The following is a 24,517-nucleotide window of genomic DNA, read 5'->3' as shown; positions in this document are numbered from 1 at the left end:
GCCGGCCCCCGGGAACGAATCCCGGGGGCCGGCGTCGTACGGATACCGCGGTACCGCCTGGAGCTGCTGATCCGAGGATCAGAAGTCCATGTCACCGCCCGGCATGCCGCCCGGAGCGGCCGCAGAGGCCTTCTCCGGCTTGTCGGCGATGACGGCCTCGGTGGTGAGGAACAGCGCGGCGATGGACGCGGCGTTCTGCAGAGCGGAGCGCGTGACCTTCGCCGGGTCGATGATGCCCTCGGCGATCATGTCGACGTACTCGCCGGTCGCGGCGTTGAGGCCGTGACCGATCGGCAGGTTGCGCACCTTCTCGACGATGACGCCACCCTCGAGACCACCGTTGACGGCGATCTGCTTGAGCGGGGCCTCCAGCGCGAGCTTCACGGCGTTGGCGCCCGTGGCCTCGTCACCGGTCAGGTCGAGCTTCTCGAAGACGGCCGAGGCCTGGAGCAGAGCCACGCCACCACCGGCGACGATGCCCTCCTCGACGGCGGCCTTGGCGTTGCGCACCGCGTCCTCGATGCGGTGCTTGCGCTCCTTGAGCTCCACCTCGGTGGCGGCGCCGGCCTTGATGACGGCCACGCCGCCGGCCAGCTTCGCGAGGCGCTCCTGGAGCTTCTCGCGGTCGTAGTCCGAGTCGGAGTTCTCGATCTCGGCACGGATCTGCTTGACGCGACCCTGGACCTGGTCGCTCTCGCCGCCACCGTCGACGATGGTCGTCTCGTCCTTGGTGATGACGACCTTGCGAGCGGTGCCGAGCAGGTCGAGACCGGCGTTCTCCAGCTTGAGACCGACCTCCTCGGAGATGACGGTGCCACCGGTGAGGATGGCGATGTCGCCGAGCATGGCCTTGCGGCGGTCACCGAAGCCCGGAGCCTTGACGGCGACGGACTTGAAGGTGCCACGGATCTTGTTGACGACCAGGGTCGACAGCGCCTCGCCCTCGACGTCCTCCGCGATGATCAGCAGGGGCTTGCCCGACTGCATGACCTTCTCGAGCAGCGGAAGGAGGTCCTTCACGTTGCTGATCTTGGAGTTGACAATGAGGATGTACGGGTCGTCGAAGGACGACTCCATGCGCTCCATGTCGGTGGCGAAGTACGCCGAGATGTAGCCCTTGTCGAAGCGCATACCCTCGGTGAGCTCGAGCTCCAGACCGAAGGTCTGGGACTCCTCGACGGTGATGACGCCTTCCTTGCCGACCTTGTCCATAGCCTCGGCGATCTTGGCGCCGATCTCGGTGTCAGCAGCGGAGATGGAGGCCGTCGAAGCGATCTGCTCCTTGGTCTCCACGTCCTTCGCCTGCTCCAGCAGAGCGGCGGAGACGGCCTCGACGGCCTTCTCGATGCCACGCTTCAGAGCCATCGGGTTGGCACCCGCGGCGACGTTGCGCAGGCCCTCGCGGACGAGTGCCTGAGCGAGAACGGTGGCGGTGGTCGTACCGTCGCCGGCGACGTCGTCCGTCTTCTTGGCGACCTCCTTGACCAGCTCCGCACCGATCTTCTCGTACGGGTCCTCGAGCTCGATCTCCTTGGCGATGGAAACACCATCGTTGGTGATCGTGGGCGCGCCCCACTTCTTCTCGAGGACGACGTTACGGCCCTTGGGGCCGAGGGTGACCTTGACGGCGTCGGCGAGCTGGTTCATCCCGCGCTCGAGACCGCGCCGTGCCTCCTCGTCGAACGCGATGATCTTGGCCATGTGAAGTGGTCCTCCCGGACAGGGGTGGATTTCTCCGGACCGAGTGGCGCCCGCGACGGACGGCCAGCGTGCTCAGTGGTTCCTTGCCCCACCGAGCCTGCGGGCCTCACCGGCCCGGTCCAAGTTTTCTGTCACTCTCACCTGGAGAGTGCTAACGCCAATGATTAGCACTCGACCCCTTCGAGTGCAAGCGTCCTCTTCGCGATGTGGACAACCTGCGGGCGCGCCGGGAGCACCCCGCCGGACGGACGAGGACGCACGTGAGGCCCGTACCCCTGGCCGGGGTACGGGCCTCACGTGCGTGAGTAGTGTCGTTGGCCGACCGCGCCGAGCTCAGCCGACGGCGAGCTTGACCATGTCCGCCTGCGGCCCCTTCTGGCCCTGCGAGATCTCGAATTCAACTCGCTGACCCTCTTCGAGGGTGCGGTACCCGTCCATCTGGATCGCGCTGTAGTGGACGAAAACATCCGCACCACCGTCGACCGCGATGAAGCCGTACCCCTTCTCCGCGTTGAACCACTTGACGGTGCCCTGAGCCATGCCTAACTCCCCTATTACTGGCCCTTGCACGAGCACCGCACTTCGCGGGCCCGGGTCAGAACTCACCCTCCGACAGGAGAGGGTGGCGTGCGCCGGAACGCGTCGACCGCGGCCGAATGTATCTGCCCAACTGCCCTCTGCAACAGGTCAATCGGACGAGAATTCTGGGCACAGGTGACCGCACGCAATGGGGGGATTCACAAGATTCCAGGGCAAGTCGGGCCTGACAAAGGCGACTTATGCCACAAGGCGTTCACTTACTTTGGCTGCTTCTTGTCGCGGCCGGGCGCATTCTCATATGCGGGCGGCATGGGCAGCTGCGGGGACTTCCCCAACTGTACCGTGCTCAACCATGCAGAATGGCCCCCTCCGCTTCTCTCGCGGAGGGGGCCATGGTGCTCACGCTGTGCGGTCGGGCCGCCGATCGGGCCCGTGACCGTATGGGGGGATCAGCCTCCGGCGACGGCCGGGATGATCGAGACGCCCGCGCCGTCCGGGGTCTTCGCGTCCAGACCGCCCTCGAAGCGCACGTCGTCGTCGTTGACGTACACGTTGACGAAGCGGCGCAGCTTGCCCTGGTCGTCCAGGACACGGGCGCCGATGCCCGGGTGGTTCTGCTCCAGGGACGCGATGACCTCGGAGAGGGTCGCACCCTCGGCCGGGACCTCGGCCTGACCGCCCGTGTAGGTGCGGAGGATGGTGGGGATACGGACCTTGACGCTCATGTGGGTGCCTTCCTCGGTCTCTCGGGTGGTCAGTTGGCGGCGGCAGCGAGGCCGGCGTCGCGGAACGCGTCCAGGCTGGGCCTGATCGTCGCCGACAGGCCGGTCGTGGGGGCGACCGCGTCGAGCGTCTTCAGTCCGTCGCCGGTGTTCAGGACGACGGTGGTGAGGGACGGGTCGAGCAGGCCGGCGTCGATCAGCTTCTTCGTCACACCGACCGTCACCCCGCCCGCGGTCTCCGCGAAGATGCCCTCGGTGCGGGCCAGCAGCTTGATCGCGTCGACGACCTGCTCGTCGTTCACGTCCTCCACGGCGCCGCCGGTGCGCCGGGCGATGTCCAGGACGTAGGGGCCGTCGGCCGGGTTGCCGATCGCCAGGGACTTGGCGATGGTGTTCGGCTTCTGCGGACGCACCACGTCGTGGCCGGCCTTGAAGGCGGTGGAGACCGGGGAACAGCCCTCGGCCTGGGCACCGAAGATCTTGTACGGCTTGTCCTCGACGAGGCCGAGCTTGATCAGCTCCTGCAGCCCCTTGTCGATCTTCGTGAGCTGCGAGCCGGACGCGATCGGGATGACGAGCTGGTCGGGCAGCTGCCAGCCGAGCTGCTCACAGATCTCGTACGCCAGGGTCTTGGAGCCCTCACCGTAGTACGGCCGGAGGTTGACGTTGACGAAGCCCCAGCCCTCGCCGAGCGGGTCACCGATGAGCTCCGAGCAGAAGCGGTTGACGTCGTCGTAATTGCCCTCGATGCCGACCAGCTCGCCGCCGTACACCGCGGCCATGACGACCTTGCCCTGCTCCAGGTCGTGCGGGATGAACACGCAGGAGCGGAAGCCGGCGCGGGCGGCGGCGGCACCCACCGCACCGGCGAGGTTGCCGGTGGAGGAGCAGGAGAGGGTGGTGAACCCGAAGGCGCGGGCGGCCTCGACGGCGATGGCGACGACACGGTCCTTGAAGGAGTGCGTCGGATTGCCGGAGTCGTCCTTGACGTACAGACCACCGGTCACGCCCAGCTCGCGGGCGAGGTTGTCGGCCTTGACCAGCTTGGTGAAACCGGGGTTGATGTTGGGCTTGTCCGCGACATCGGCGGGGACCGGCAGCAGCGGCGCGTAGCGCCAGATGTTGTTCGGACCCTCGGCGATGCGCTTCTTCAGCTCTTCGGGGGAGCCGCTCGGCAGGTCGTACGCCACTTCGAGCGGCCCGAAACAGGACGCACAGGCGAAAATGGGGCCGAGCTCGAAACGCTCGCCGCATTCGCGGCAGGAAAGTGCCGCGGCGGGACCGAGGTCCACTGCGGAGGTATTGGTGTCGGCTGCAACTGTCTGCACGGCCATGATGGCGGAGGCCCTTTCTCCTCATCTTCCTTGCGACGTATTTCGCCACAAGACGGAATTGGCACCTTCCCCACCGTGACCTCGCGGTCGGCAGGAGGGTTGCCGGGACTTCAACGGGCCGTTCCCTCAGTCCCTCTGGATGAGCGCTATGGCACCGGACCATGGATCCGGGCGTTTATTCGCGGACCGACCCCGACATGCGAGGGTCATCCGCGTTGTTCAAGACTGTAACCGAAGCACCGGACGATTGAGATAGTCGTCCGAACCGCGAGATGGATCACATACAGGGAGTATCGACCGTGCTGGAAGAGGTGGAACGCTGGCTGACCAGGCGTTCCTGGTCTGCTGCCGACCGCCCGCTGGACCGGCTCACGGCCGCGCGGGCGAGGGATCCGCACCGCTCGCGCGTGAGCGTCGTCCTGCCCGCGCTGAACGAGGAGGCGACGGTCGGCGCGATCGTCGCGGAGATCCGGCGCGAGCTGATGGAGAAGGTCCAGCTCGTCGACGAACTGGTGGTGATCGACTCCGGATCCACCGACGCCACCGCCGACGCGGCGCGGCTGGCCGGCGCCCGGGTCGTGCACCGGGACGCGATACTCCCCCGGATCCCCGCCCTCCCCGGCAAGGGCGAGGTGCTGTGGCGATCACTGCTGGTGACCAGCGGGGAGATCGTCTGCTTCGTCGACGCGGACCTCAAGGACTTCTCCGCCGACTTCGTCTCCGGGATCGTCGGCCCGCTGCTGACCGACCCCTCGGTGCAGTTCGTGAAGGCCATGTACGACCGGCCACTGGGCGACGCCGCAGGCCAGGGCGGCCGGGTGACCGAACTGGTGGCCCGCCCGCTGCTCAATCTGCACTGGCCCCGCCTGGCCGGCTTCGTCCAGCCGCTGGGCGGCGAGTACGCGGTGCGGCGCTCCCTGCTGGAGCAGCTCCCCTTCCCCGTCGGTTACGGAGTGGAGCTGGGCCTGCTCGTCGACGCGCTGCACACGGTCGGCCTCGACGCGCTGGCCCAGGTCGACGTCGGCATACGCAAACACCGCCACCAGGACGGCCAGGCCCTCGGCCGGATGGCGGCCACGATCTACCGCACGGCGCAGCTGCGGCTCTCCCGGGGAGCCCTCGTACGCCCCGAGATCACCCAGTTCGAGCGGGGGCCCGACGGATTCGTCCCGCACACCCATGCGGTGGACACCGAGGAACGCCCCCCGATACGGGAGATCGCGGAGTACGCCTCGCGGAACGCGGCGTAACGGTTCCTCCCGCCCGGCTCCGCACACACTTCACGTTTGGCGGCTTCCCGAACGGGCTAGGTTCGGGACATGGTCTCCGAGCACGCTGCCCAGGTCCTCGTCGCGTCCAACCGCGGTCCGGTGTCGTACACACGGCGGGAGGACGGCACGCTCGACTCGAAGCGGGGCGGGGGCGGGCTCGTCTCCGGCCTCAGCGCCGTCGACGACAAGCTGTGGGTCTGCGCCGCCCTCAGCGACGGCGACCGCGAGGCGGTCCGGCGCGGTGTCTCCGAGCCCGGGGTCCGGATGCTCGACATCGACGCCGGGGTCCACGCCGACGCGTACAACGGCATCGCGAACTCCGTGCTCTGGTTCGTCCACCACATGATCTACCAGACGCCGCTGGAGCCCGTCTTCGACGCGGAGTTCCGCCGCCAGTGGGCCTCCTTCGAGGCGTACAACCAGGCCTTCGCCGAGGCGCTCGCCGAGGAGGCGGGCGAGGGTGCGGCGGTCCTGGTGCAGGACTACCACCTCTCGCTGGTCCCCGGCCTCCTGCGCGAGCTCCGGCCCGACCTGCGGATCGGGCACTTCTCGCACACCCCCTGGGCGCCCGTCGACTACTTCCGGCTGCTTCCCGACGACATCGGCGAGCAGCTGCTCAACGGCATCCTGGGCGCCGACCGCGCCGCGTTCCTCACCCGCCGCTGGGCGGACGCCTTCATCAGCTGCTGCACGGAGGTCCTGGGGGGCACCGGCCGCACCCGGATCGGGGTGCACGGGCTGGGCGCCGACGGGGACTTCCTGCGCCGCCGCTCCCACGAGGCGGACGTGGACGACCGCATGGAGATCCTGCGGGAACAGGTCGGCGCGGACCGGCGCACGATCGTGCGGGTGGACCGCACGGAGCTCTCCAAGAACATCGTGCGCGGCCTGCACGCCTACCGTGCGCTGCTGGAGGAGCGCCCCGAATGGCGCGAGCGCGTGGTGCACATCGCCTTCGCCTACCCCTCCCGGCAGGACCTCACGGTCTACCGCGACTACACGGCGGAGGTCCAGCGGGTCGCCGACGCGATCAACGCGGAGTACGGCACGGAGGGCTGGACCCCGGTCCTGCTCCATGTCGACGACGACTTCGCCCGCTCCCTGGCCGCGTACCGGCTGGCGGACGTGGCCCTGGTCAACCCGATCCGTGACGGCATGAACCTGGTCGCCAAGGAGGTCCCGGTCGTCTCGGACCACGGCTGCGCGCTGGTGCTCTCCCGCGAGGCGGGGGCGTACGAGGAGCTGGGCGAGGACGCGATCGTGGTCAACCCGTACGACGTCTCGGCCACGGCGGCGGCGCTGCACGAGGGGCTCACGATGGACCCCGACGAGCGCGGCGCCCGCTCGAAGCGCCTGGCCGCCGCCGCGACCGCCCTGCCACCGCAGCAGTGGTTCCTGGACCAGCTCGACGCGCTGCGGGCCTGAAGACCCTAGGACTGCGTGACGCGCCCGGCGATGGAGCGGAGCAGTTCCGCGACCGCCGCCGGGCCCGGAAGCAACAAGTCGGCGCGGTCCGCGAGTTCGGGGACCTCGGTGCCGCTGCACACCAGCAGACCCTTGATGCCCCGGGTGCGGAGCTTCTCCACGGCGGCGTACGCGGCGAGGTCGCCGAGGTCGTCACCGGCGTAGAGCACCGTCTCGGCGCCGGTCTCCTTCACGTACTCCTCCAGTGCCACGCCCTTGTCCATGCCCGGCGGGCGCAACTCCAGGACGAGGCGGCCGGGTTCGACGACCAGGTTGTGACGCGCGGCCAGGCTGCCCAGCGGAGTGCGCAGGGCCTCGAAGGCGGCCTGCGGGTCGGCGGCACGGCGGGTGTGCACGGCGACCGCGCGGCCCTTCTCCTCGATCCAGGTGCCGTCGTCCCCACCGGCCTCCTCCAGCACGGCGGGGAGCTCCGCCAGAGCAGCCGCGACGCCGGGGTCCGGCGGAGGGGCGTGGACGGTGGCGGTGGCGGCGTCCCAGCGCTCGGCGCCGTAGTGCCCCAGGACGACGAGGTGGTCCAGGCCCGGCGCCCCCGCGAAGCCTCCGTACCGTACGGCGGTGTCGGCCGGGCGGCCGGTGATCACGGCGACGGCGGCGACCTGGGGAGCGAGCGCGGAGAGGGCCGGGACGACATCGGGGTGCGCCCGGGACCGCTCCGGGTCCGGGACGATGTCGGCGAGCGTGCCGTCGAAGTCCAGCGCGACGACCGCACGGGCGGGCCGGGCCAGGAGTGCGGCGAGGCCTTCGCGGCCGGCCTGGGTGGACGGGGTCGGGATGGGGTGTGCCGAATTGCCCATGGCCCGAGCGTAGCGGTGAGCAGAACAAAACCCAGCCCAGCCGCCATCCCTGCGCCTCACCGGGGCAAAGCCCGGCCCGCCGTCATCCCTGAGGCTCACCGGGGCAAAACCCAGCCCCGCCGGCGTTTGAGGCGCGGGGTCGGGGACGGAGCCCCGGGAGGGCCGGGGCTCAGCGGGCGGAGCCCCGGGAGGGCCGGGGCTCAGCGCCGCCCCCGCCTCGCGTCCCGGACCCGCCGCAGCCGGTTCACCGTCACCGGGTCCGCCTCCAGCGCCCGTCGGTCCTCCAGGAGCGCGTTGAGCAGCTGGTAGTAGCGGACCGGCGAGATCCCCAGGTCTTCCCGGATCGCCCGCTCCTTCGCGCCGGGGCCCGGCCAGGAGCGCCGTTCCAGGGCCAGCACCGCGCGCTCCTGGTCGGAGAGCGGGGCAGCGGAGTCCGCGTCGTCAGCGGGAGGGCCGGTCATATGAACCAACCTACCTATTCGGCACTCTCCGCCTGCCGGGCCTGGGACGCGATCTCCACCAGCACGCTCTCCGGGCTGCCGCCGGGCTCGACCGCCGAGCCGATCTTCTCCTTGATGCTTTCGCTGGCCTGCGCCCACGACGTCTTGCCGAACGGGTACAGCTGCGAGTTCGGCAGCGCCGACAGGAACTCGCGCAGCTGCTTGTGCTTGCTGTCCGTCTCCATCGCGGCGGACGCGGTACCGGTCACGGGCAGCAGGTCGTACTGGTCGGCGAAGGCGAGGACGTTCTCGTCCGTGTAGGCGAAGTCGAGGAACTTGCCGATCTCCGCCCGGTGGCCGTTCTGCTTGAAGCCCATCATCCAGTCGGCCACGCCCATCGAGCCCTTGCTCGGCCCCTCGACCCCGGGCAGCGGGACCATGCCGACCTCGACGCCCTGCTTCTCGGCCTCCTGCATCAGCGTCGGGTGGCCGTTGAGCATGCCGACGTCACCCTTGGTGAACGCGTCGAAGGCCTTCGCCCGGTCGAGCTTCCCCGGGGCGACGGGGCCGGTGAGGCCCTTCCCCACGAGGTCGTTCTTCAGCCACTTGAAGGTCTCTATGTTGGCCTGGGAGTCGATGTTGTAGTTGCCGACCTCGTCCGTGTAGCCCCCGCCCCCGCTGAGCAGCCACATCAGGGTCTCGGCCTGGGACTCCTCCTGGCCGAGCGGCAGGGCGAAGGGGTAGGTCACACCGCGCTGCTTGAGCGCGGCGGCGTCTCTCTGGATGTCGTCCCAGGTCTGCGGGGCCCCGAGGCCCGCCTTGGCGAAGAGGCCCTTGTTGTAGAAGAGGAGCCGGGTGCTGGCCACGAACGGAAGGCCGTACAGAGTGTTGTCGACCTCGCCCGCGTCGGTGAGCGAGGGCAGGAAGTTGGACCCGGTGCGGATGGCGATCATCTCGTCGGCAGCGTAGAGCTTGTCCGCCTTGGCGTAGTCGGCGTACGCCCCGATCTGCGCGATGTCGGGGGCCTCGCCTGCCTTCACCATCTCGGCGACCTTGCGGTCGACGTCCTTCCAGGAGTAGACGCTGACCTCGACGTCGATGTCGGGGTTGGCCTTCTCGAACTTCCCGGCGACGTCGTCCCAGTACTTCTGGGAGCTGTTCTCCGCATTCGTGCCGTAGTCGGCCGCGACCAGCCGCAGGGTGACATCGCCGCCCCCGGTGTCCGAACCGCACCCCGACAACGTCGCCGTCATCCCGAATGCGGCCACCACCGCGGTCAGACCCACATAGCGCCGCTGCACAGCCTTGCCCATCCCTACATTGGTCGACGCGGACACCGCCGCTCCCGACGGCGAACCCGCGATACTGCCTCACGACCGCACGGAGGTCTACACCACCTGCGTATCGATTCGGCAATCTAGCAGGACCGTTTTGTATGGGTGCTCAACAAACCACGATAGTGGACTAGACCTTTTAGGGGTCGGCGGGCGAAACTGTCTTCCGTGAGACACGTCATCGCCCTCGATGTGGGCGGCACAGGAATGAAGGCCGCTCTGGTCGGGGCCGACGGCACCCTGCTCCACGAGGCGCGCCGGGCCACCGGCAGGGACCGCGGCGCCGAGGCCGTCGTGGAGACGATCCTCGGCTTCGCCGAGGACCTTCGCGCGTACGGCGAGGAGCACTTCGGCGAGGGCGCCGTCGCCGCCGGGGTCGCCGTGCCCGGCATCGTCGACGCGGAACGCGGGATCGCCGTCTACGCCGCGAACCTGGGCTGGCGCGACGTGCCCCTGCGCAAGCTGCTCGGCGAACGGCTCGGCGGCATACCCGTCGCGCTCGGCCACGACGTCCGGACCGGAGGCCTCGCCGAAGGACGGATCGGTGCCGGCCAGGGAGCGGACCGCTTCCTGTTCGTGCCGCTGGGCACCGGAATCGCCGGCGCCATCGGCATCGCGGGCACCATCGAGGCGGGCGCCCACGGTTACGCCGGTGAGATCGGCCACATCGTGGTCCGCCCGGACGGCCCCGACTGCGGCTGCGGCCAACGCGGCTGCCTGGAGACCCTCGCCTCGGCCGCCGCCGTGTCCAGGGCCTGGGCCGCCGCGTCCGGAGACCCCGACGCGGACGCCGCGGACTGCGCGAAGGCCGTGGCCTCGGGCGACCCGGCGGCCCTGCGCGTGTGGCGGGACGCCGTCGACGCGCTGGCCGCGGGGCTGGTCACCGCACTCACCCTGCTGGACCCCCGCACGCTCATCATCGGTGGCGGTCTTGCCGAGGCAGGGGAAACCTTGTTCACACCACTGCGTGCGGCTGTCGAGGAACGGGTCACGTTCCAGAAGCTGCCTCACATCGTCCCGGCGGCCCTCGGGGACACCGCCGGATGCCTGGGCGCAGGGCTGCTCGCCTGGGATCTACTCTCCACGGAGGTTTCCGCCTGATGGCCGGACGCGCAGACAGCACGGTTCTCGCAGGTGCCCGGGTGGTGCTTCCCACCGGCACCGTCGAGAACGGCCGGGTGATCATCGAGGGCACCCGGATCGCCGGCAGCACGCGGGAGGACACCCGGACCGTCGACCTCTCGGGCCACTGGGTGGTCCCCGGATTCGTGGACATCCACAACCACGGCGGCGGCGGCGCGTCCTTCGCCACCGGCACCGCCGAGGACGCCCTGACCGCGGTGCGGGCGCACCGCGCACGCGGCACGACGACCGTCGTCGCCTCGACCGTCACCGGCGAGATGGACTTCCTGGCCCGGCAGGCCGGCATGCTCTCCGAACTGGTCGAGCAGGGCGAGCTCGCCGGAATCCACTTCGAGGGCCCCTTCATCTCCCCGTGCCGCAAGGGCGCCCACAGCGAGGGCCTCCTCCGCGACCCCGACCCCGCAGAGGTCCGCAAGCTGCTCGACGCGGCGCGCGGGAGCGCCAGGATGGTCACCCTCGCCACCGAGCTCCCCGGCGGCATCGAGTCCGTACGGCTGCTCGCCGAGCACGGGGTGATCGCCGCCGTCGGCCACACGGACGCGACGTACGAGCAGACCGTCGAGGCGATCGACGCGGGCGCCACCGTCGCCACGCACCTCTTCAACGCCATGCCCGCCATCGGCCACCGCGCCCCCGGCCCGGTCGCGGCGCTGCTGGAGGACGAGCGGGTCACCGTCGAGCTGATCAACGACGGCACGCATCTGCACCCCGCCGCCCTGGAGCTCGCCTACCACCACGCGGGCGCCGGCCGGGTCGCGCTGATCACCGACGCCATGGACGCGGCCGGTGGGGGCGATGGCTTCTACGAGCTCGGACCACTCGCCGTCGAGGTCAAGGACGGCGTCGCACGCCTGGTGGAGGGCGGTTCCATCGCGGGCTCCACCCTCACCCTGGACACCGCGTTCCGCAGGTCCGTGACCATCGACCGGATCCCCGTCGAGGACGTCGTCCGGTCCATCTCCGCCAACCCGGCCCGGCTCCTCGGCCTGTACGACAAGGTCGGCTCGCTGGAACCGGGCAAGGACGCCGACCTGGTGGTCCTGGACGCGGACTTCGCGCTCAAGGGCGTCATGCGCCGGGGCGAGTGGATCCTGGAGCCCTCGGTCGGCTGACCGTCCGGGCCGGCCGACGGGCGGTTGAACACGTAACGAAGAGACGGCGGTTGTCCCGCGGACCTGGGACGGCCGCCGCCTCTTTGGCATGATCATCAGGGACGGCGCCGCCGGGGAGACGGCGCGTGGACAGGGACGATCAAGGAACCGGGGGCCGGTACAGGTGATACTGACCGTCACGCTGAACACGGCACTCGACCTGACCTACGCCGTCCCCGCACTCGTCCCGCACACCAGCCACCGTGTCGACGAGGTGACCGAGCGCCCCGGCGGCAAGGGCGTCAACGTGGCCCGGGTGCTCTCCGCCCTCGGCCACGAGACCGTGGTGACCGGCTTCGCCGGCGGCGCCACCGGAGCGGTCCTGCGCGAACTCCTCGGCGCACTCCCCCACCGCCCCACCGACGCCCTCGTCACCGTCTCGGGGAACACCCGCCGCACCCTCGCCGTCGTCGACCGCTCCAGCGGTGACACCACCCAGCTCAACGAGCCGGGCCCGCACATCGGCGCCGGCGAGTGGGCGGCCTTCCTCGGCACGTTCGGAGAACTGCTCCCCGGCGCCGCGGCCGTCGCCCTCTGCGGCAGCCTGCCCCCCGGCATCCACGTCGGCGCGTACGCGGAACTCGTGCGGCTCGCCCGCACGGCCGGCGTACCCGTGCTACTGGACACCGACGGCGAACCCCTGCGCCGCGGTATCGCCGCCCGCCCCGACCTCGTCAAGCCGAACGCCGACGAGCTCGCCCGGCTCACCGGCTCCCGCGAACCCCTGCGTGCCACCCGCGACGCCCGCCGCCGGGGCGCGCACAGCGTCGTCGCGTCGCTGGGCGCGGACGGGCTCCTCGCCGTCACCCCCGACGGCGTCTGGCGGGCCGCACCGCCGACCGCCGTACGGGGCAACCCGACGGGCGCGGGCGACTCCGCCGTGGCCGGACTGCTGTCCGCCCTCGCCGAAGGGCTCGGCTGGCAGGACCGGCTGACGCGCGCGGTGGCCCTGTCCACGGCGACCGTGCTGGCGCCGGCGGCCGGCGATTTCGACCGCGCCGCCTACGAGGACCTGCTGGCCCGCGTCACCGTCGAACAGGACGCGGCGGCCGCCTGAGAGGTCCCCGGGAACGACCGCGTCCCGGCTCGCTGGGCGATGACCGGGACGACGGTGGTGCGATTTTCTGAGCGGCGGATCAGTCCTTGACGTGACCCGACTTCAGCGAGAGCTGGTCGAGGTTGGCGTCGCACGAGTCGCCCTCGTTGCACGACAGCATCAGGGTGTTCGACCCCTTGTCGAGCTGCACGTACGCGAACGTCCTGGTCCAGCCCTTCTCCAGGTCACCCTCCGCGGCGTGCGCGAAGTTCGTCATGTTGATGGACCGGGGCGCCTCGTCGTTGACGGTCAGGGACGTCTTGGCGTCCTTGCCCGGCACGCCGTACGTCACGAACAGCGTGTACGCACCGCTCCGGGGCACGTCGACCGTCCAGGTCGCCGACCGGCCGACCTCGTTGAGGCTGATGTACTGGCCGTTGGCGCTCTTGGCGCCCTTGACCGTGTTGTCCAGCGAGGCCGTACCGCCGAGCGTCAGCGTCGCCGCGTCCTGCTCGGGCAGGTCGACGGGCTCCTTGGACGGCTTCGCGGACTTCTCCGGCTTCGGGGAGTCCTCGACCTCGTCGGCCGGACCCGCCGACGATCCGGCCTCGTCCTTCTTGCCGTCGCTGTCGTCGCCGGTCATCAGCGCCGCACCGATGCCGATGAGCACGACCGCGACCACCGCGACGGCCGCGATCAGCAGCGCCTTGGTGTTGGGGCCCCCACGGCCGGGACCGCCGTTCCCGCCGGGCACCGACCCGTGCTGCGCGGTCACCGCACCGCCGGGGTAGGTCTCCGGCGCCGCGTACTGCGGGTTCGGCTGGCCGTACTGGGGCTGCTGGCCGTACTGCGGCGGAGGCTGCTGGCCGTACGCCTGCTGCGGCGGTACCTGCCCGTACTGGCGCTCACCGACCGTCCGCACCTGGTTGTAAGACGTTCTGGGCACGCCGGGCTGCGCGGCCGGACCCGGGTAGCCGTATCCACCCTGCCCGGGCGGCTGTGCGCCTGCCGCCCGTCCGTCCTCGTACAGATAGCCGAACGGATCGTCGTCCTCGGGCTTGCTCGCGCCGTTGTTTCCGGCCGTCATCCCTGGGTCACTCCTCACCATGTCGCCAGCCGTCGCCGACCGGCCGAGCCTACCCCGAACGGAGCACGCGTCGAATTGCTCTCGGTCCCCCGGAAAACCGGGCGGTGTACGGGGACAGCCAGGGCGTGAACGTCAGCCGGCTCTGCGGTGAACCTTCGATCGGGACCGCTTTTCCACATACATCCGCTGGTCGGCGGAGTGCAGGACCTCTTCCTCGGTCATGCCGCACTCGGCCCAGCCGATACCGAAACTCGCCCCGACCCTGACTGCCCGGCCGTCCACCCGGATGGGCGGAATGATGGCGTTACGCAAGCGTACGGCCAGATCCGCGGCATCTGCGGCCCCGAGACCGTCCGCGAGGACGACGAATTCGTCACCCCCGAGCCGCGCGACCGTGTCACCGTCCCGTACGCAGGTCGTCAGCCGCCGGGCGACCTCGATGAGAACCGCGTCACCCGCGTGATGCCCGAAGCGGTCGTTGATGGACTTGAAGCCGTCCAGGTCGCAGAAGAGCACCGCGAGCCCCTTGGTGCCGTCGTCGCGGTCCGGGTCGGGCGCCTCGATGTGCACATGGTGGTCGTAGGGGCCGACCCCCGGGGCGACCTCCCCCTCGTAACCGTCCGCCCGGTAACCGTGCGCCGCGCTCTCGACGTCGCCGTAGGCCGCGTCCAGCGCCTCGATCGCGCTGGAGGTGACCGAGTGAGGCCTCTCACACAGCCGCGCGCCGAGCCGGGAGCGCAGCTCGGCACTGTTGGGCAGACCGGTGAGCGCGTCGTGCGACGCGCGGTGCGCGAGATTCAGCTCGTTGCGCTTGCGCTCCTCGATGTCCTCGACATGGGTGAGCAGGAAGCGCGGCCCGTCGGTGGTGTCGGCGACGACGGAGTTGCGCAGCGAGACCCAGAGATACGTGCCGTCCCTGCGCCCGAGCCGCAGCTCCGCCCGCCCTCCCTCGGCGGACGTGCGGAGCAGGGTGCCGATGTCCTCGGGGTGGACGAGGTCGGCGAAGGAGTAACGGCGCAGGACGGACGCGGGGCGTCCCAGGAGCCGGCAGAGCGCGTCATTGGTGCGCAGCAGCCTGCCGTGCTGGTCGCCGCCCATCTCGGCGATGGCCATGCCACTGGGGGCGTACTCGAACGCCTGGCGGAAGGATTCCTCGCTTGCGCGGAGCGCCTGCTGTTCACGCTCGAGCCTGACCAGTGCGCGCTGCATGTTTGCTCGAAGGCGAGCGTTACTGATCGCAATGGCCGCCTGGGAGGCGTACATCTGGAGGGCCTCACGGCCCCAGGCGCCGGGGCGGCGGCCGTTGCGCGGCCTGTCGACCGATATGACCCCCAGGAGGTCCAGACCTCCGCCGGAGGCGTACATGGGGGCGTAGAGGCGGTCCAGGGGGTGCCACTCGTCCTCGAAGCGGGGCTCGGGCCCCTCGGTGTGCCACTGCGGTACGTCGTCGTCGAGGAGCACCCAGCCCTCGGTGTGGGGTATGAACCGGAGCTCGTCCCAGGCCTCGCCCATCGACAGCCTGCGCTCCCAGGACTCACGGGAGCCGACACGGCCGGTGATCAGGGCTTCCGCGGCGCTGTTGCCGGCGAAGGCGGCGACCACGAGATCGCCGTCGGGGCGTACGAGGTTCACGCAGCCCAGCTCGTAACCGAGACCGGTGACGATGCCGTCGGCCACGGACTGCAGCGTGTCCGCCAGGCTCCGCGCCGTATTGAGATCAGCGACGGCCTGGTGCAACTGCCGCATGGTCGCAAGGCGGACGTACGGCTCCGACTCGGCCTCCATTGCTCGCACTCCCTGAGACCTCGACAGCAACTCCAGGTTTCATATCGACGTACTTGTTGCACTGTCACGGCCACTGAATCACAGTGAGCTGTGCACCCGGTACACAGGGTCAACAAATATTGCTCTCTGTGACTCAAGTCACAACATATGGTAAAGGCCTTCCGAGGCGCCTCCGGGGACTCCCTCTATTTGCCGAACGCAAATCGGCGCCCCTGGGGCGGTGGTCCTAGGACCCGGCTGGTCCCCTGGCCCGATGCGACGGGGCGTACCGCGGCACTAGCGTGCCCCGTGTGCTGCAGAAGACTCCCCCCGCCCCGCGCCCCGAAGCCGTCCCCCATGCTGAAGGGGTGAGCAACGACGAATTCCGCGCCGCCCTGTCCAGACTGGCCGCGGGCGTGGTGCTGATCACCGCCCAGGAGCCGCCGCTGGACGAGGACGGCCGGGGCGAGGACGTCGGGATGACGGCGACGGCCTTCATGTCGGTGTCCCTGGACCCGCCGCTGGTCATGGTGAGCGTGCGCAACGACTCACGGATGGACGACCTGCTGGACGAGCAGCCCCAGTGGGCGGTGTCCGTGCTCGCGGAGAGCCAGCGGAGCATCGCCGGGCGGTTCGCCATGAAGGGACGGATCAGCGACCGGCTGCTGTTCGAGAACATCCCCTGCGTGCGGGGCGAGGCCACGCAGGCGTTCCTGGTGGAGGGGGCACTGGCCACCCTGGAGTGCCGCACGGAGCAGCGCGTCCTGGCCGGTGATCACACGCTGGTGATCGGCAGGGTGCTGACGGCTTCGCTGCCGAGCGCGGACGGAGAGCCGCTGACGTACTTCAAGGGCCGCTACCGGCAGCTGGGCTGACCGGCCCGCCCGCGGACCCCCGCGGGGGCCGTCACCAGTCGCGGCCGGAGCGCCCGCGCTTCGTGTCGCCCCGCTGCTTCTTCTCGCGCAGCCTGCGCTCGTTGATGCCGCGCGGAATCTTCTTCTTGAGGCGTGGCTTGGGCGGCGGGGCCGTGGCCTCCGCCAGGAGCGCCGCGAGCCGCACGGCCGCCGTCTCACGGTTGCGCCACTGGGAGCGGTGCTCCGAGGAGCGTACGGACACGACACCGCCGACCAGCCGGCTCGCCAGCCGTTCGAGGGCCCGGGCCTTCCACACCTCGGGCAGGGCCTCGGTCGCCGCGAGGTCGAAGCGGAGCTCCACCTGGGAGTCGCTCGTGTTGACGTGCTGCCCGCCGGGCCCGGAGGACCGCGAGAAACGCCACATGAGTTCGGCCTCCGGCAGGGAGACCGAACCGCGGATGACATAGGGCCCGGACATGACACCCATGTTCCCTGGCGTACGACCGGTTCGTCACCTTGTTTTGCGAGCGTTCGGCCAGAAGTTCGGCAAAGAAAGTAAAGGGAACAGGAACCTCGTGGTCTCTTGTCTGCGTTAGGACGGGTGACGGTAGCTTTCGTGATGGCACGAAGCCCGCACATGACGAGGAAAGGGACTTCCCATGGCTGTAAGCCTGTCCAAGGGCGGCAACGTCTCGCTCACCAAGGAGGCCCCGGGCCTGACCGCCGTCACGGTCGGCCTCGGCTGGGACGTCCGCACCACCACCGGCACCGACTTCGACCTCGACGCCTCGGCGATCGCGGTCAACACCGCCGGCAAGGTCTTCTCCGACGGCCACTTCGTCTTCTTCAACAACAAGGCGACGCCGGACCAGACCATCGTCCACACCGGTGACAACGTCACGGGTCAGGGCGAGGGCGACGACGAGCAGATCAACGTCAACCTCGCGGGCCTCCCGGCGGACATCGACAAGATCGTCTTCCCGGTCTCCATCTACGACGCCGAGGCCCGCAGCCAGAACTTCGGCCAGGTGCGGAACGCCTTCATCCGCATCATCAACCAGGCCGGCGGCACCGAGATCGCCCGCTACGACCTGAGCGAGGACGCCGCCACCGAGACCGCCATGGTCTTCGGCGAGCTCTACCGCAACGGCGCCGAGTGGAAGTTCCGCGCCGTCGGCCAGGGTTACGCCTCGGGCCTCCGCGGCATCGCCCAGGACTTCGGCGTCAACCTCTGACGTAGACGACTTCCCCACGGGAGCCCTCGCCCGACTCAGGTCGGCCGGGGGCTCCCGTGCGTTCGCTTCATATAGCGGACACGAACGCACCCCAGTCGGACAAGAAATGGTCAAAAACATGTGAGGTAATTGTCGGCGCCCCGTCAAAACTGTTCATTCGGTGGCACGCTCTCCGCTCGTAACCCCCACAGGAACGAGCAACGGAGAAGGCATGACCCCCCACATGAACACCCGTCGCGCCGCCGCCCTGGCCGCAGTTGCCGCGATGGTCGTCGTCGGCGTCCAGACGGGTACGGCAACGGCCGGTTCCCGCACCGCGGATGACACCGCCTCTTCCGCCGGCGCCACCGCCCTCGGCGTGAACACGGCCGGCCACCGTGCCACCGCCCTGCGGGCCGCCCAGGCCGACGCCTCGTCGGCCGCCGAGACCCTCGGGCTGGGCAGCCAGGAGAAACTGATCGCCCGTGACGTGATCAAAGACGCCCACGGCACCGTCCACACCCGTTACGAGCGCACCTACGCCGGGCTGCCGGTCCTCGGCGGTGACCTCGTCACCCACACCGCCTCCGACGGCACCTCCAAGGGCGTCGACAAGGCCACCGAGGCCCGCATCGCCGTGCCCTCGACCCAGCCGAAGCTGAAGGCCGCGGCCGACGCGCGCACGGTCGTCTGGGCGGGCAGTGGCAAGCCCACCCTCGCCTTCGAGACCGTCAGGAACGGTGTCCAGAAGGACGGCACCCCCAGCCGGCTCCACATCATCACCGACGCCACGACCGGCAAGCGCCTCCACAGCTACGAGGCCGTCGAGACGGGCACCGGGAACAGCCAGTACAGCGGGAAGGTCACGCTCTCGACCACCCAGGGCGGTTCGGGCTTCGAGCTGACAGACGGCGACCGAGGCGGACACAAGACGTACGACCTCAACCAGGGCCAGACCGGCACCGGCGACCTCGTCACCGACGCCGACGACACCTGGGGCGACGGCACCGGGAACGACCGCCAGACCGCGGCGGTCGACGCCCACTACGGCGCCGCCACGACCTGGGACTTCTACAAGTCCGAGCTCGGCCGCGACGGCATAGCCGGCGACGGCCGCGCCGCGTACTCCCGCGTCCACTTCAGCACCGGCTACGTCAACGCTTTCTGGGACGACAGCTGCTTCTGCATGACCTACGGCGACGGGGCCGACGACAAGAGCGCGCTCACCGCGATCGACGTCGCCGGCCACGAGATGAGCCACGGCCTGACCTCGGCCACCGCCAACCTCGACTACGCGGGCGAGTCCGGCGGCCTCAACGAGGCGACCAGCGACATATTCGGCACCTCCGTGGAGTTCTTCGCCGACAACGCCACCGACCCCGGTGACTACCTCATCGGCGAGAAGATCGACATCAACGGCGACGGGACGCCCCTGCGCTACATGGACAAGCCGAGCAAGGACGGCGGCTCGGCGGACTTCTGGGACTCCGGCGTCGGCGATCTCGACGTGCACTACTCCTCCGGTGTCGCCAACCACTTCTTCTACCTGCTGGCCGAAGGCAGCGGCGCCAAGACCATCGACGGCGTCGACTACGACTCCCCGACCGCCGACGGCTCCACGGTCACGGGCATCGGCCGCCAGAAGGCCTACCAGATCTGGTACAAGGCGCTTTCCGTCTACATGACGTCGAGCACCGACTACGCCGGAGCCCGCGAAGCGACCGAGAAGGCCGCCACCGACCTGTTCGGTGCCGACAGCGCCGAACTGAAGGCCGTCCAGGCAGCCTGGACCGGCGTCAACGTCAAGTAACCGGAGCACCACCGGGAGCCGGTCAGCCTCTGGCGGGCCGGCTCCCGCCGTTGAGCCAGGTGTCCCACACCTCCGTCAGATCCAGGCCGGACTTCTCCCCGGCGTACGCGGTGAAGTCGGCCGTCGAGGCGTTGCCGTGCCGGTGGGCCGTCAGCCATCCCCTGACCAGGCCGAAGAAGGCCTCGTCGTCGTCCATCTCCTGCCGGATCCTGTGGACGACCATCGCACCACGGCCGTACACCGGGGGCCGCGACAGATCGGCGGCGCCCGGCGGGCGGGCGGCCGGAAAGGCCCAGTTCGCCTCGTCGGCGTACGCCTTCCCGAAACTCTCCGCCACGGGAACGCCGTCGTGGTCCTCGCTCCAGAGCCATTCGGCGTACGTCGCGAAGCCCTCGTTGAGCCACATGTCCCGCCAGCTCGCGGGCGTGACCGAATTGCCGAACCACTGGTGGGCCAGCTCGTGGACGAGCAGCCCGGTGTCCGGCGGGCCGGGGAAGAACGGCCGGTTCTGGGTCTCCAGCGCGTACCCCGCGTCCCCACGGCGGCCCACGACCGCCCCGGCCGAGGAGAAGGGATACGGCCCGAACCGCTTCTCCCCCCACGCGATGACCTCCGGAATCCGGGCGAGCACCGGGGCGCTCGCTCCGGACACGTCCGGGTCGACGGCGGTGACCACCGGCAGGCCGTTCCCGGTGGCCGACTCCCGCACCGTCCAGCGGCCCACCGCGACGGTCGCGAGGTAGCTCGCCATGGGTTCGCGGACACGCCAGTGGAACGTCGTGCGCCCCCGTGCCGTACGACGGGACGTCAGCTCGCCGTTGGAGACGGCGGTCCGCCCTTCCGGGACGGTGATCCTCACGTCGTACGAGGCCTTGTCGCCCGGGTGGTGGTTCCCGGGGAACCAGGCCATGGAGCCGGTCGGCTCCCCCAGCGCCACCGCCCCGTGCGCGGTCCTCAGCCAGCCCTCCTCGGAGCCGTCCGGATCGGTCACCGTGCGGGGTGAGCCGGCATAGCGCACGACGGTGCGGAAGGTGGACCCCTCACGGAGGCGGCCCGCGACCCCGCGGTCCGGACGCAGCGTCAGCTCCGAGCCCGCCCGGTTCACGGCGGCGGGGCGGCCCTCCACGGTCGCCGAGGCGACCTTCAGCCCGGTCAGATCCAGGTTGAACGCGCTGAGGTCCTGGGTGGCCCGGGCAGTGATCACGGCCGTGCCGCTCAGCCGGCCCGCCGTGGAGTCGACGTCGAGGGACAGCCCGTAGTGCGTGACGTCGTAACCGCCGTTGCCGAGCCGGGGGAAGTACGGGTCACGCACCCCGGCCGCACCCGGGGTCCACCCGCTCCCGCCGAGGCCCGCCGTGCAGCCCGTGACCAGGGTGAGCACAGACAGCAGCAGGGCGCCGCCGCGCGCGGTGCGGGGGCGCCCTGCTGCTGTCGGCTGTTCCACGCCGCCGATCCTAAAGACGTGCGCCGCTCCTCGGCGGCGGCCGCCCCGCTACTTGGAGACGGCGGCGACGCCCGCCGCGGCGAACTTCTCGTCCAGGTCGCCGCTCGGGGCCCCCGCGACGCCGATGCCCGCCACCGGAGCGCCCTTGGCCTGCACGGGTGAGCCGCCCGCCAGGAACAGGGTGCCGGGGATGTCCTTCAGATTCGGGGCCTGCTCCAGACGCTTGACCAGCTCCGAGGTGGGCGCGTTCCAGGAGACGGCGGTGTACGCCTTCTCCACGGCCGACTCGGGGGACTGCGGGCCCGCGCCGTCGCCGCGCAGGGTGACGAGGGTGTTGCCGTTACGGTCGACGACCGCCACCGAGATCCGCTGGTTCTCCTTCTTCGCGGCGTCCAGCGCGGCCTGCGCGGCCTTGGTGGCGGCGGCGACGGTCAGGTGCGTGGACTGCTGGAGATTCCGGTCGGAGGCGTCGGCCTTCACGGCGGCGGCGGGCGCGGCGGCCGGGGTGGACGCGTTCGCGGACATCGCGCCGAAGGTTCCGGCGCCCAGGGCTGCTGCGGCGACGGCACCGGTCAGGACTCGGGTGCGCAGCGACATCTTCTTCATGGTGGTCTCCTCGGGTGTTCTCGGCTCTGTCTCGAACCGTCCGGCTTCCTGCTTCGATCCTCCGGCCGGATCCGGGCCCGCACGGTCGGCGTACCGGCTGGAAGCCGCACCCGGGTCGGCTGACCGCCCCGTCAGCCGATCGGTTGATGCGGAGGTGGCCCCGCGGGGTGACCATGGGGTGTCCGCGCAGGTCAGCAGCGCGGTTGCTGGGGCGGCACAGGTCACGGTCGAGGGAGGGCGGGGTACGAGGTGCGGCGGAACGGAACCGGCCCGGACACGGAGCGGACGGCAGCGCCGGACGCGGCGGGCTCGACCAACCGGCCGGACGCGGCAGGCTCGACAAGCCGACCGGACGCGGCGGGTGATCCGGACGCCCGGTGGATGGCCCTCCTCATGCACGCCGCGTTCTTCCTGCTGCTCGGCGCCTCGCTCGCGCGCTTCCTGATGCGCCACCCCGGCGAGACCCGTACCCCCTGGATCATCGCCCTGTCGACCGTGCTCGCCGTGCTGTACCTCGTCGGCCCGGTGCTCGGCTCCCGCCCCACCCCCCGACGGCTGACCTGGCTCGGCGTCCTCGTCGTGGTGTGGATGGTCCTGGTCGTCCTCGCGCCGAGCTTCGCGTGGTGCGCCGTCCCGCTCTTCTACACGGGCCTGCGGATCCTGCCGCCGCGTGCCGCCCTGGCACTCGTCGCCCTGCTCACCGTCTTCGTCGTCGCCGCACAGCTGCGGCTCGCCACGGGCTTCGACCCGAATCTCGTCCTGGCCCCGCCCGCGGTCGCCGCCGTCGCCACCGCCGTCTTCGTCCACATGCGGCGCCAGGCCGTACGCCAGCGGGACCTGGCCGCACGTCAGCGCGAACTCATCGACGACCTGCTGCGCACCCGCCGGGAACTGGCCGCCACCGAACGCCGGGAAGGCACCCTCGCCGAACGCCAGCGGCTTTCCATGGAGATCCACGACACCCTGGCCCAGGGCCTCTCCAGCCAGCAGATGCTGCTCCAGGCCGCCGACCGCTCCTGGGACACCGACCCGGCCGCCGCCCGCCGCCACGTCCTGACGGCGACCGGCATCGCCGAGCGCAACCTCGCCGAGGCACGCCGCTTCGTGCACGACCTCGCCCCCGCCGACCTCGCGGAGGGCGGCGGACTGGAGGCAGCCCTGCACGCGCTCGCCGTCCGGGAGACCGCCCAGGCCGGAGGCCACCTCACCGTCCGCTGCCACGTGGAGGGCGTGCCGGCCGCCGCGCTGCCCGACCGGGTGCAGTCAGCGCTGCTGCGGATCGCGCAGGGCGCCCTCGCGAACATCACCGAGCACGCCGAGGCCACCGTCGCCGCACTGACCCTCACCCACCTCGGTGACCGGGTCGCCCTCGACGTCGCCGACAACGGCCGGGGCTTCGCTCCCGGCCGGACGGCGCCCCGCCCGCCCGAAGGCGTACGCGGCCACGGGCTGCCGGCGATGCGAGCCCGGGTCCAGCAGCTCGGCGGCACCCTGACCATCGAATCGGCGCCCGGCGAGGGCACGGTCCTGTCCGCCGCCGTACCCCTGCCCCAGACCGCCCCGACGCCCCCGGAGGAACCCGCATGACCCCGCCCGTAAGGCCCGTACGGATCCTGCTCTGCGACGACCACGCCGTCGTACGGGCCGGGCTGCTCGCCCTCCTCGGCGGCGAACCCGAGATCGAGGTCGTGGGCGAGGCCGGCAGCGGCGAGGAGGCCGTCGCCCTCGCCGCCCGGCTCGGCCCCGACGTCGTGCTCATGGACCTCCAGCTGGGCCCCGGGATCGACGGCGTCGAAGCCACCCGCCGCATCACCTCCGGAGCCGGAGCCGGCACCGCCAACGTGCTCGTCCTCACCACGTACGACACCGACGCCGACATCACCCGCGCCATCGAGGCGGGGGCCACCGGTTACCTGCTGAAGGCCGAACGCCCGGAGGAGCTCTTCGCAGCGATCCGCGCCGCCGCGCAGGGCCGCACGACGCTCTCCCCGCCGGTCGCCAGCCGGGTCATGGCCCGGATGCGCAGCCCCCGGCCCACGCTCACCGAACGTGAACTCGACATCCTGGGCCAGCTCTCCCAGGGCCTCGGCAACCGTGACATCGCGCGGGCCCTCTTCATCAGCGAGGCCACCGTCAAGACCCACCTGGGCCGGATCTACGAGAAGCTCGGCGTGGACACCCGGGCGGGAGCCGTCGCCGTCGCCAACGAACAACGGCTGCTCTCTTGAGCCCTCTCCGGAGAGCGGCACGGGGCGCTCGCGCGGCATGACACCATCGAACCGTGCTCGACATCGGCTACTCCCTCTCCCGGCGCTTCCCGGACCCCCCGCAGACCGACTACCGCCGCGCGGACGTCCACGCCCTGCGGCACGACCTGTTCTCCGGAGACGTCTACCTCGCCGACACCAAGGCCGACCGCGAGGTGTCCACAGCCTGGGGATGGGTCCCGGTGCTCGACTTCGCCTGGGCACTCTGCGACATCGTCGAGCAGATCGACCGCGACCCGCGGGGCAACCGCTCGCACCGCCAGCAGTACGCCGAACTCGACTTCACCGAATCGTCCGACCGCATGCTCTTCGAGCGCCGCTTCGGCTGGGTGGACGTCGAGGCCGACTGGATGCCCGGCGACGAACCCCCGCTCACCTTCAGCCACTCGCTGCTGCGCCGCGAGGCCCGCGACTTCCTCCACGACCTGATCGCCGACCTGGCCGACATGCACGAAGGCCTCGCCGACAACCCCGTCGTCTGGGACCTCCAGGCCCGCTTCCCCCGCCTCTGAGCGGGCCC

23 protein-coding genes and 1 riboswitch are annotated in these 24,517 nt (G+C 70.6%); of the genes, 11 read left to right on the top strand and 12 right to left on the bottom strand.

All coding sequences use genetic code 11. The features are described from left to right. Positions 1–78: 78 nt before the first annotated feature. From groL to thrC, 4 genes are all read right to left on the bottom strand, one after another. Positions 79–1,701 (bottom strand): chaperonin GroEL, encoded by a 1,623-nt coding sequence (gene groL, locus ACIQM3_RS00830; protein ID WP_351272810.1) that lies wholly within the window; start codon positions 1,699–1,701, stop codon positions 79–81. A 333-nt stretch (positions 1,702–2,034) separates the two neighbouring features. Continuing rightward, entirely contained in the window at positions 2,035–2,241 is a 207-nt protein-coding gene (locus tag ACIQM3_RS00825) for a cold-shock protein (protein WP_003967346.1), read from the bottom strand. A 449-nt stretch (positions 2,242–2,690) separates the two neighbouring features. After that, positions 2,691–2,966, bottom strand: a complete 276-nt coding sequence (locus tag ACIQM3_RS00820) for a MoaD/ThiS family protein (protein ID WP_033297195.1) — start codon at positions 2,964–2,966, stop codon at positions 2,691–2,693. Between the two features lie 29 nt (positions 2,967–2,995). Beyond that, entirely contained in the window at positions 2,996–4,297 is a 1,302-nt protein-coding gene (gene thrC / locus ACIQM3_RS00815; protein ID WP_401616988.1) for a threonine synthase, read from the bottom strand. An 18-nt stretch (positions 4,298–4,315) separates the two neighbouring features. Then, positions 4,316–4,443: riboswitch (SAM riboswitch) on the bottom strand. 153 nt (positions 4,444–4,596) lie between these two features. Between thrC and ACIQM3_RS00810 the strand changes: the two genes are divergently transcribed. Further along, complete coding sequence (locus tag ACIQM3_RS00810) at positions 4,597–5,547, top strand: glucosyl-3-phosphoglycerate synthase (protein WP_401619904.1); 951 nt, start codon at positions 4,597–4,599, stop codon at positions 5,545–5,547. Between the two features lie 69 nt (positions 5,548–5,616). After that, the gene (locus ACIQM3_RS00805) at positions 5,617–6,993 is read left to right on the top strand and encodes a trehalose-6-phosphate synthase (RefSeq protein ID WP_401616986.1); all 1,377 of its coding nucleotides are present in this window, start codon (positions 5,617–5,619) and stop codon (positions 6,991–6,993) included. A 5-nt stretch (positions 6,994–6,998) separates the two neighbouring features. Here the strand turns inward: ACIQM3_RS00805 and otsB are convergent, their stop codons facing one another. The 3 genes from otsB to ACIQM3_RS00790 all read right to left on the bottom strand — a co-directional run bounded on the left by otsB (position 6,999) and on the right by ACIQM3_RS00790 (position 9,600). Continuing rightward, positions 6,999–7,847, bottom strand: a complete 849-nt coding sequence (gene otsB / locus ACIQM3_RS00800; protein ID WP_401616983.1) for a trehalose-phosphatase — start codon at positions 7,845–7,847, stop codon at positions 6,999–7,001. A 200-nt stretch (positions 7,848–8,047) separates the two neighbouring features. Further along, entirely contained in the window at positions 8,048–8,308 is a 261-nt protein-coding gene (locus ACIQM3_RS00795) for a DUF3263 domain-containing protein (RefSeq protein ID WP_401616980.1), read from the bottom strand. A 14-nt stretch (positions 8,309–8,322) separates the two neighbouring features. After that, entirely contained in the window at positions 8,323–9,600 is a 1,278-nt protein-coding gene (locus ACIQM3_RS00790; RefSeq protein ID WP_401616977.1) for an ABC transporter substrate-binding protein, read from the bottom strand. A gap of 228 nt (positions 9,601–9,828) precedes the next feature. Between ACIQM3_RS00790 and ACIQM3_RS00785 the strand changes: the two genes are divergently transcribed. From ACIQM3_RS00785 to ACIQM3_RS00775, 3 genes are all read left to right on the top strand, one after another. Next, entirely contained in the window at positions 9,829–10,722 is an 894-nt protein-coding gene (locus tag ACIQM3_RS00785; protein WP_401619902.1) for an ROK family protein, read from the top strand. After that, positions 10,722–11,876: an N-acetylglucosamine-6-phosphate deacetylase gene (nagA, locus tag ACIQM3_RS00780; RefSeq protein ID WP_401616974.1), complete on the top strand. Its 1,155-nt coding sequence runs from the start codon at positions 10,722–10,724 to the stop codon at positions 11,874–11,876. Before ACIQM3_RS00785 ends, nagA begins: the two co-directional genes overlap by 1 nt. A 163-nt stretch (positions 11,877–12,039) precedes the next feature. Then, positions 12,040–12,972, top strand: coding sequence for a 1-phosphofructokinase family hexose kinase (locus ACIQM3_RS00775; protein WP_401616971.1), 933 nt, complete (start codon positions 12,040–12,042; stop codon positions 12,970–12,972). A gap of 79 nt (positions 12,973–13,051) precedes the next feature. Here the strand turns inward: ACIQM3_RS00775 and ACIQM3_RS00770 are convergent, their stop codons facing one another. Both ACIQM3_RS00770 and cdgB read right to left on the bottom strand, forming a co-directional pair. Next, positions 13,052–14,038, bottom strand: a complete 987-nt coding sequence (locus ACIQM3_RS00770; protein WP_401616968.1) for a carbohydrate-binding protein — start codon at positions 14,036–14,038, stop codon at positions 13,052–13,054. Between the two features lie 132 nt (positions 14,039–14,170). Next, positions 14,171–15,823, bottom strand: coding sequence for a diguanylate cyclase CdgB (gene cdgB / locus ACIQM3_RS00765; RefSeq protein ID WP_401616965.1), 1,653 nt, complete (start codon positions 15,821–15,823; stop codon positions 14,171–14,173). Between the two features lie 347 nt (positions 15,824–16,170). On the opposite strand from cdgB, the gene ACIQM3_RS00760 reads away from it, so the two are divergent. Further along, complete coding sequence (locus ACIQM3_RS00760; RefSeq protein ID WP_401616962.1) at positions 16,171–16,677, top strand: flavin reductase family protein; 507 nt, start codon at positions 16,171–16,173, stop codon at positions 16,675–16,677. A 31-nt stretch (positions 16,678–16,708) separates the two neighbouring features. Here the strand turns inward: ACIQM3_RS00760 and arfB are convergent, their stop codons facing one another. After that, entirely contained in the window at positions 16,709–17,143 is a 435-nt protein-coding gene (gene arfB, locus ACIQM3_RS00755; protein ID WP_187355791.1) for an alternative ribosome rescue aminoacyl-tRNA hydrolase ArfB, read from the bottom strand. Positions 17,144–17,315: 172 nt separating this feature from the next. Between arfB and ACIQM3_RS00750 the strand changes: the two genes are divergently transcribed. Further along, positions 17,316–17,891 (top strand): TerD family protein, encoded by a 576-nt coding sequence (locus tag ACIQM3_RS00750; protein ID WP_104787851.1) that lies wholly within the window; start codon positions 17,316–17,318, stop codon positions 17,889–17,891. Between the two features lie 211 nt (positions 17,892–18,102). Further along, positions 18,103–19,680 (top strand): M4 family metallopeptidase, encoded by a 1,578-nt coding sequence (locus tag ACIQM3_RS00745; protein ID WP_401616957.1) that lies wholly within the window; start codon positions 18,103–18,105, stop codon positions 19,678–19,680. A 22-nt stretch (positions 19,681–19,702) separates the two neighbouring features. Here ACIQM3_RS00745 and ACIQM3_RS00740 read toward each other — a convergent pair whose 3' ends face one another. Then, positions 19,703–21,124 carry a M1 family metallopeptidase gene (locus tag ACIQM3_RS00740; RefSeq protein ID WP_401616954.1) on the bottom strand — a complete coding sequence of 474 codons (1,422 nt, stop codon included), beginning with the start codon at positions 21,122–21,124 and terminating at the stop codon, positions 19,703–19,705. A gap of 48 nt (positions 21,125–21,172) precedes the next feature. Continuing rightward, the gene (locus ACIQM3_RS00735) at positions 21,173–21,730 is read right to left on the bottom strand and encodes a heme-binding protein (RefSeq protein ID WP_401616951.1); all 558 of its coding nucleotides are present in this window, start codon (positions 21,728–21,730) and stop codon (positions 21,173–21,175) included. Positions 21,731–21,979: 249 nt separating this feature from the next. Between ACIQM3_RS00735 and ACIQM3_RS00730 the strand changes: the two genes are divergently transcribed. Genes ACIQM3_RS00730 through ACIQM3_RS00720 form a run of 3 tightly spaced genes read left to right on the top strand, consistent with a single transcriptional unit; the run spans position 21,980 to position 24,509 of the window. Beyond that, a complete protein-coding gene (locus tag ACIQM3_RS00730) occupies positions 21,980–23,317 on the top strand; it encodes a sensor histidine kinase (RefSeq protein WP_401616948.1) in 1,338 nt (445 codons plus the stop codon). Beyond that, a complete protein-coding gene (locus tag ACIQM3_RS00725) occupies positions 23,314–23,958 on the top strand; it encodes a response regulator (RefSeq protein WP_401616946.1) in 645 nt (214 codons plus the stop codon). The genes ACIQM3_RS00730 and ACIQM3_RS00725 overlap by 4 nt, the downstream gene beginning before the upstream one ends. 53 nt (positions 23,959–24,011) lie before the next feature. Continuing rightward, complete coding sequence (locus ACIQM3_RS00720; protein ID WP_033297163.1) at positions 24,012–24,509, top strand: hypothetical protein; 498 nt, start codon at positions 24,012–24,014, stop codon at positions 24,507–24,509. Positions 24,510–24,517: the final 8 nt, after the last annotated feature.

The sequence above is a fragment of the Streptomyces sp. NPDC091271 genome (assembly GCF_044757505.1).
Classification (GTDB): Bacteria; Actinomycetota; Actinomycetes; order Streptomycetales; family Streptomycetaceae; genus Streptomyces.
The sequence above is the reverse complement of the archived record's forward strand: the minus strand, read 5'-3'. Positions and strand labels throughout refer to the sequence as shown.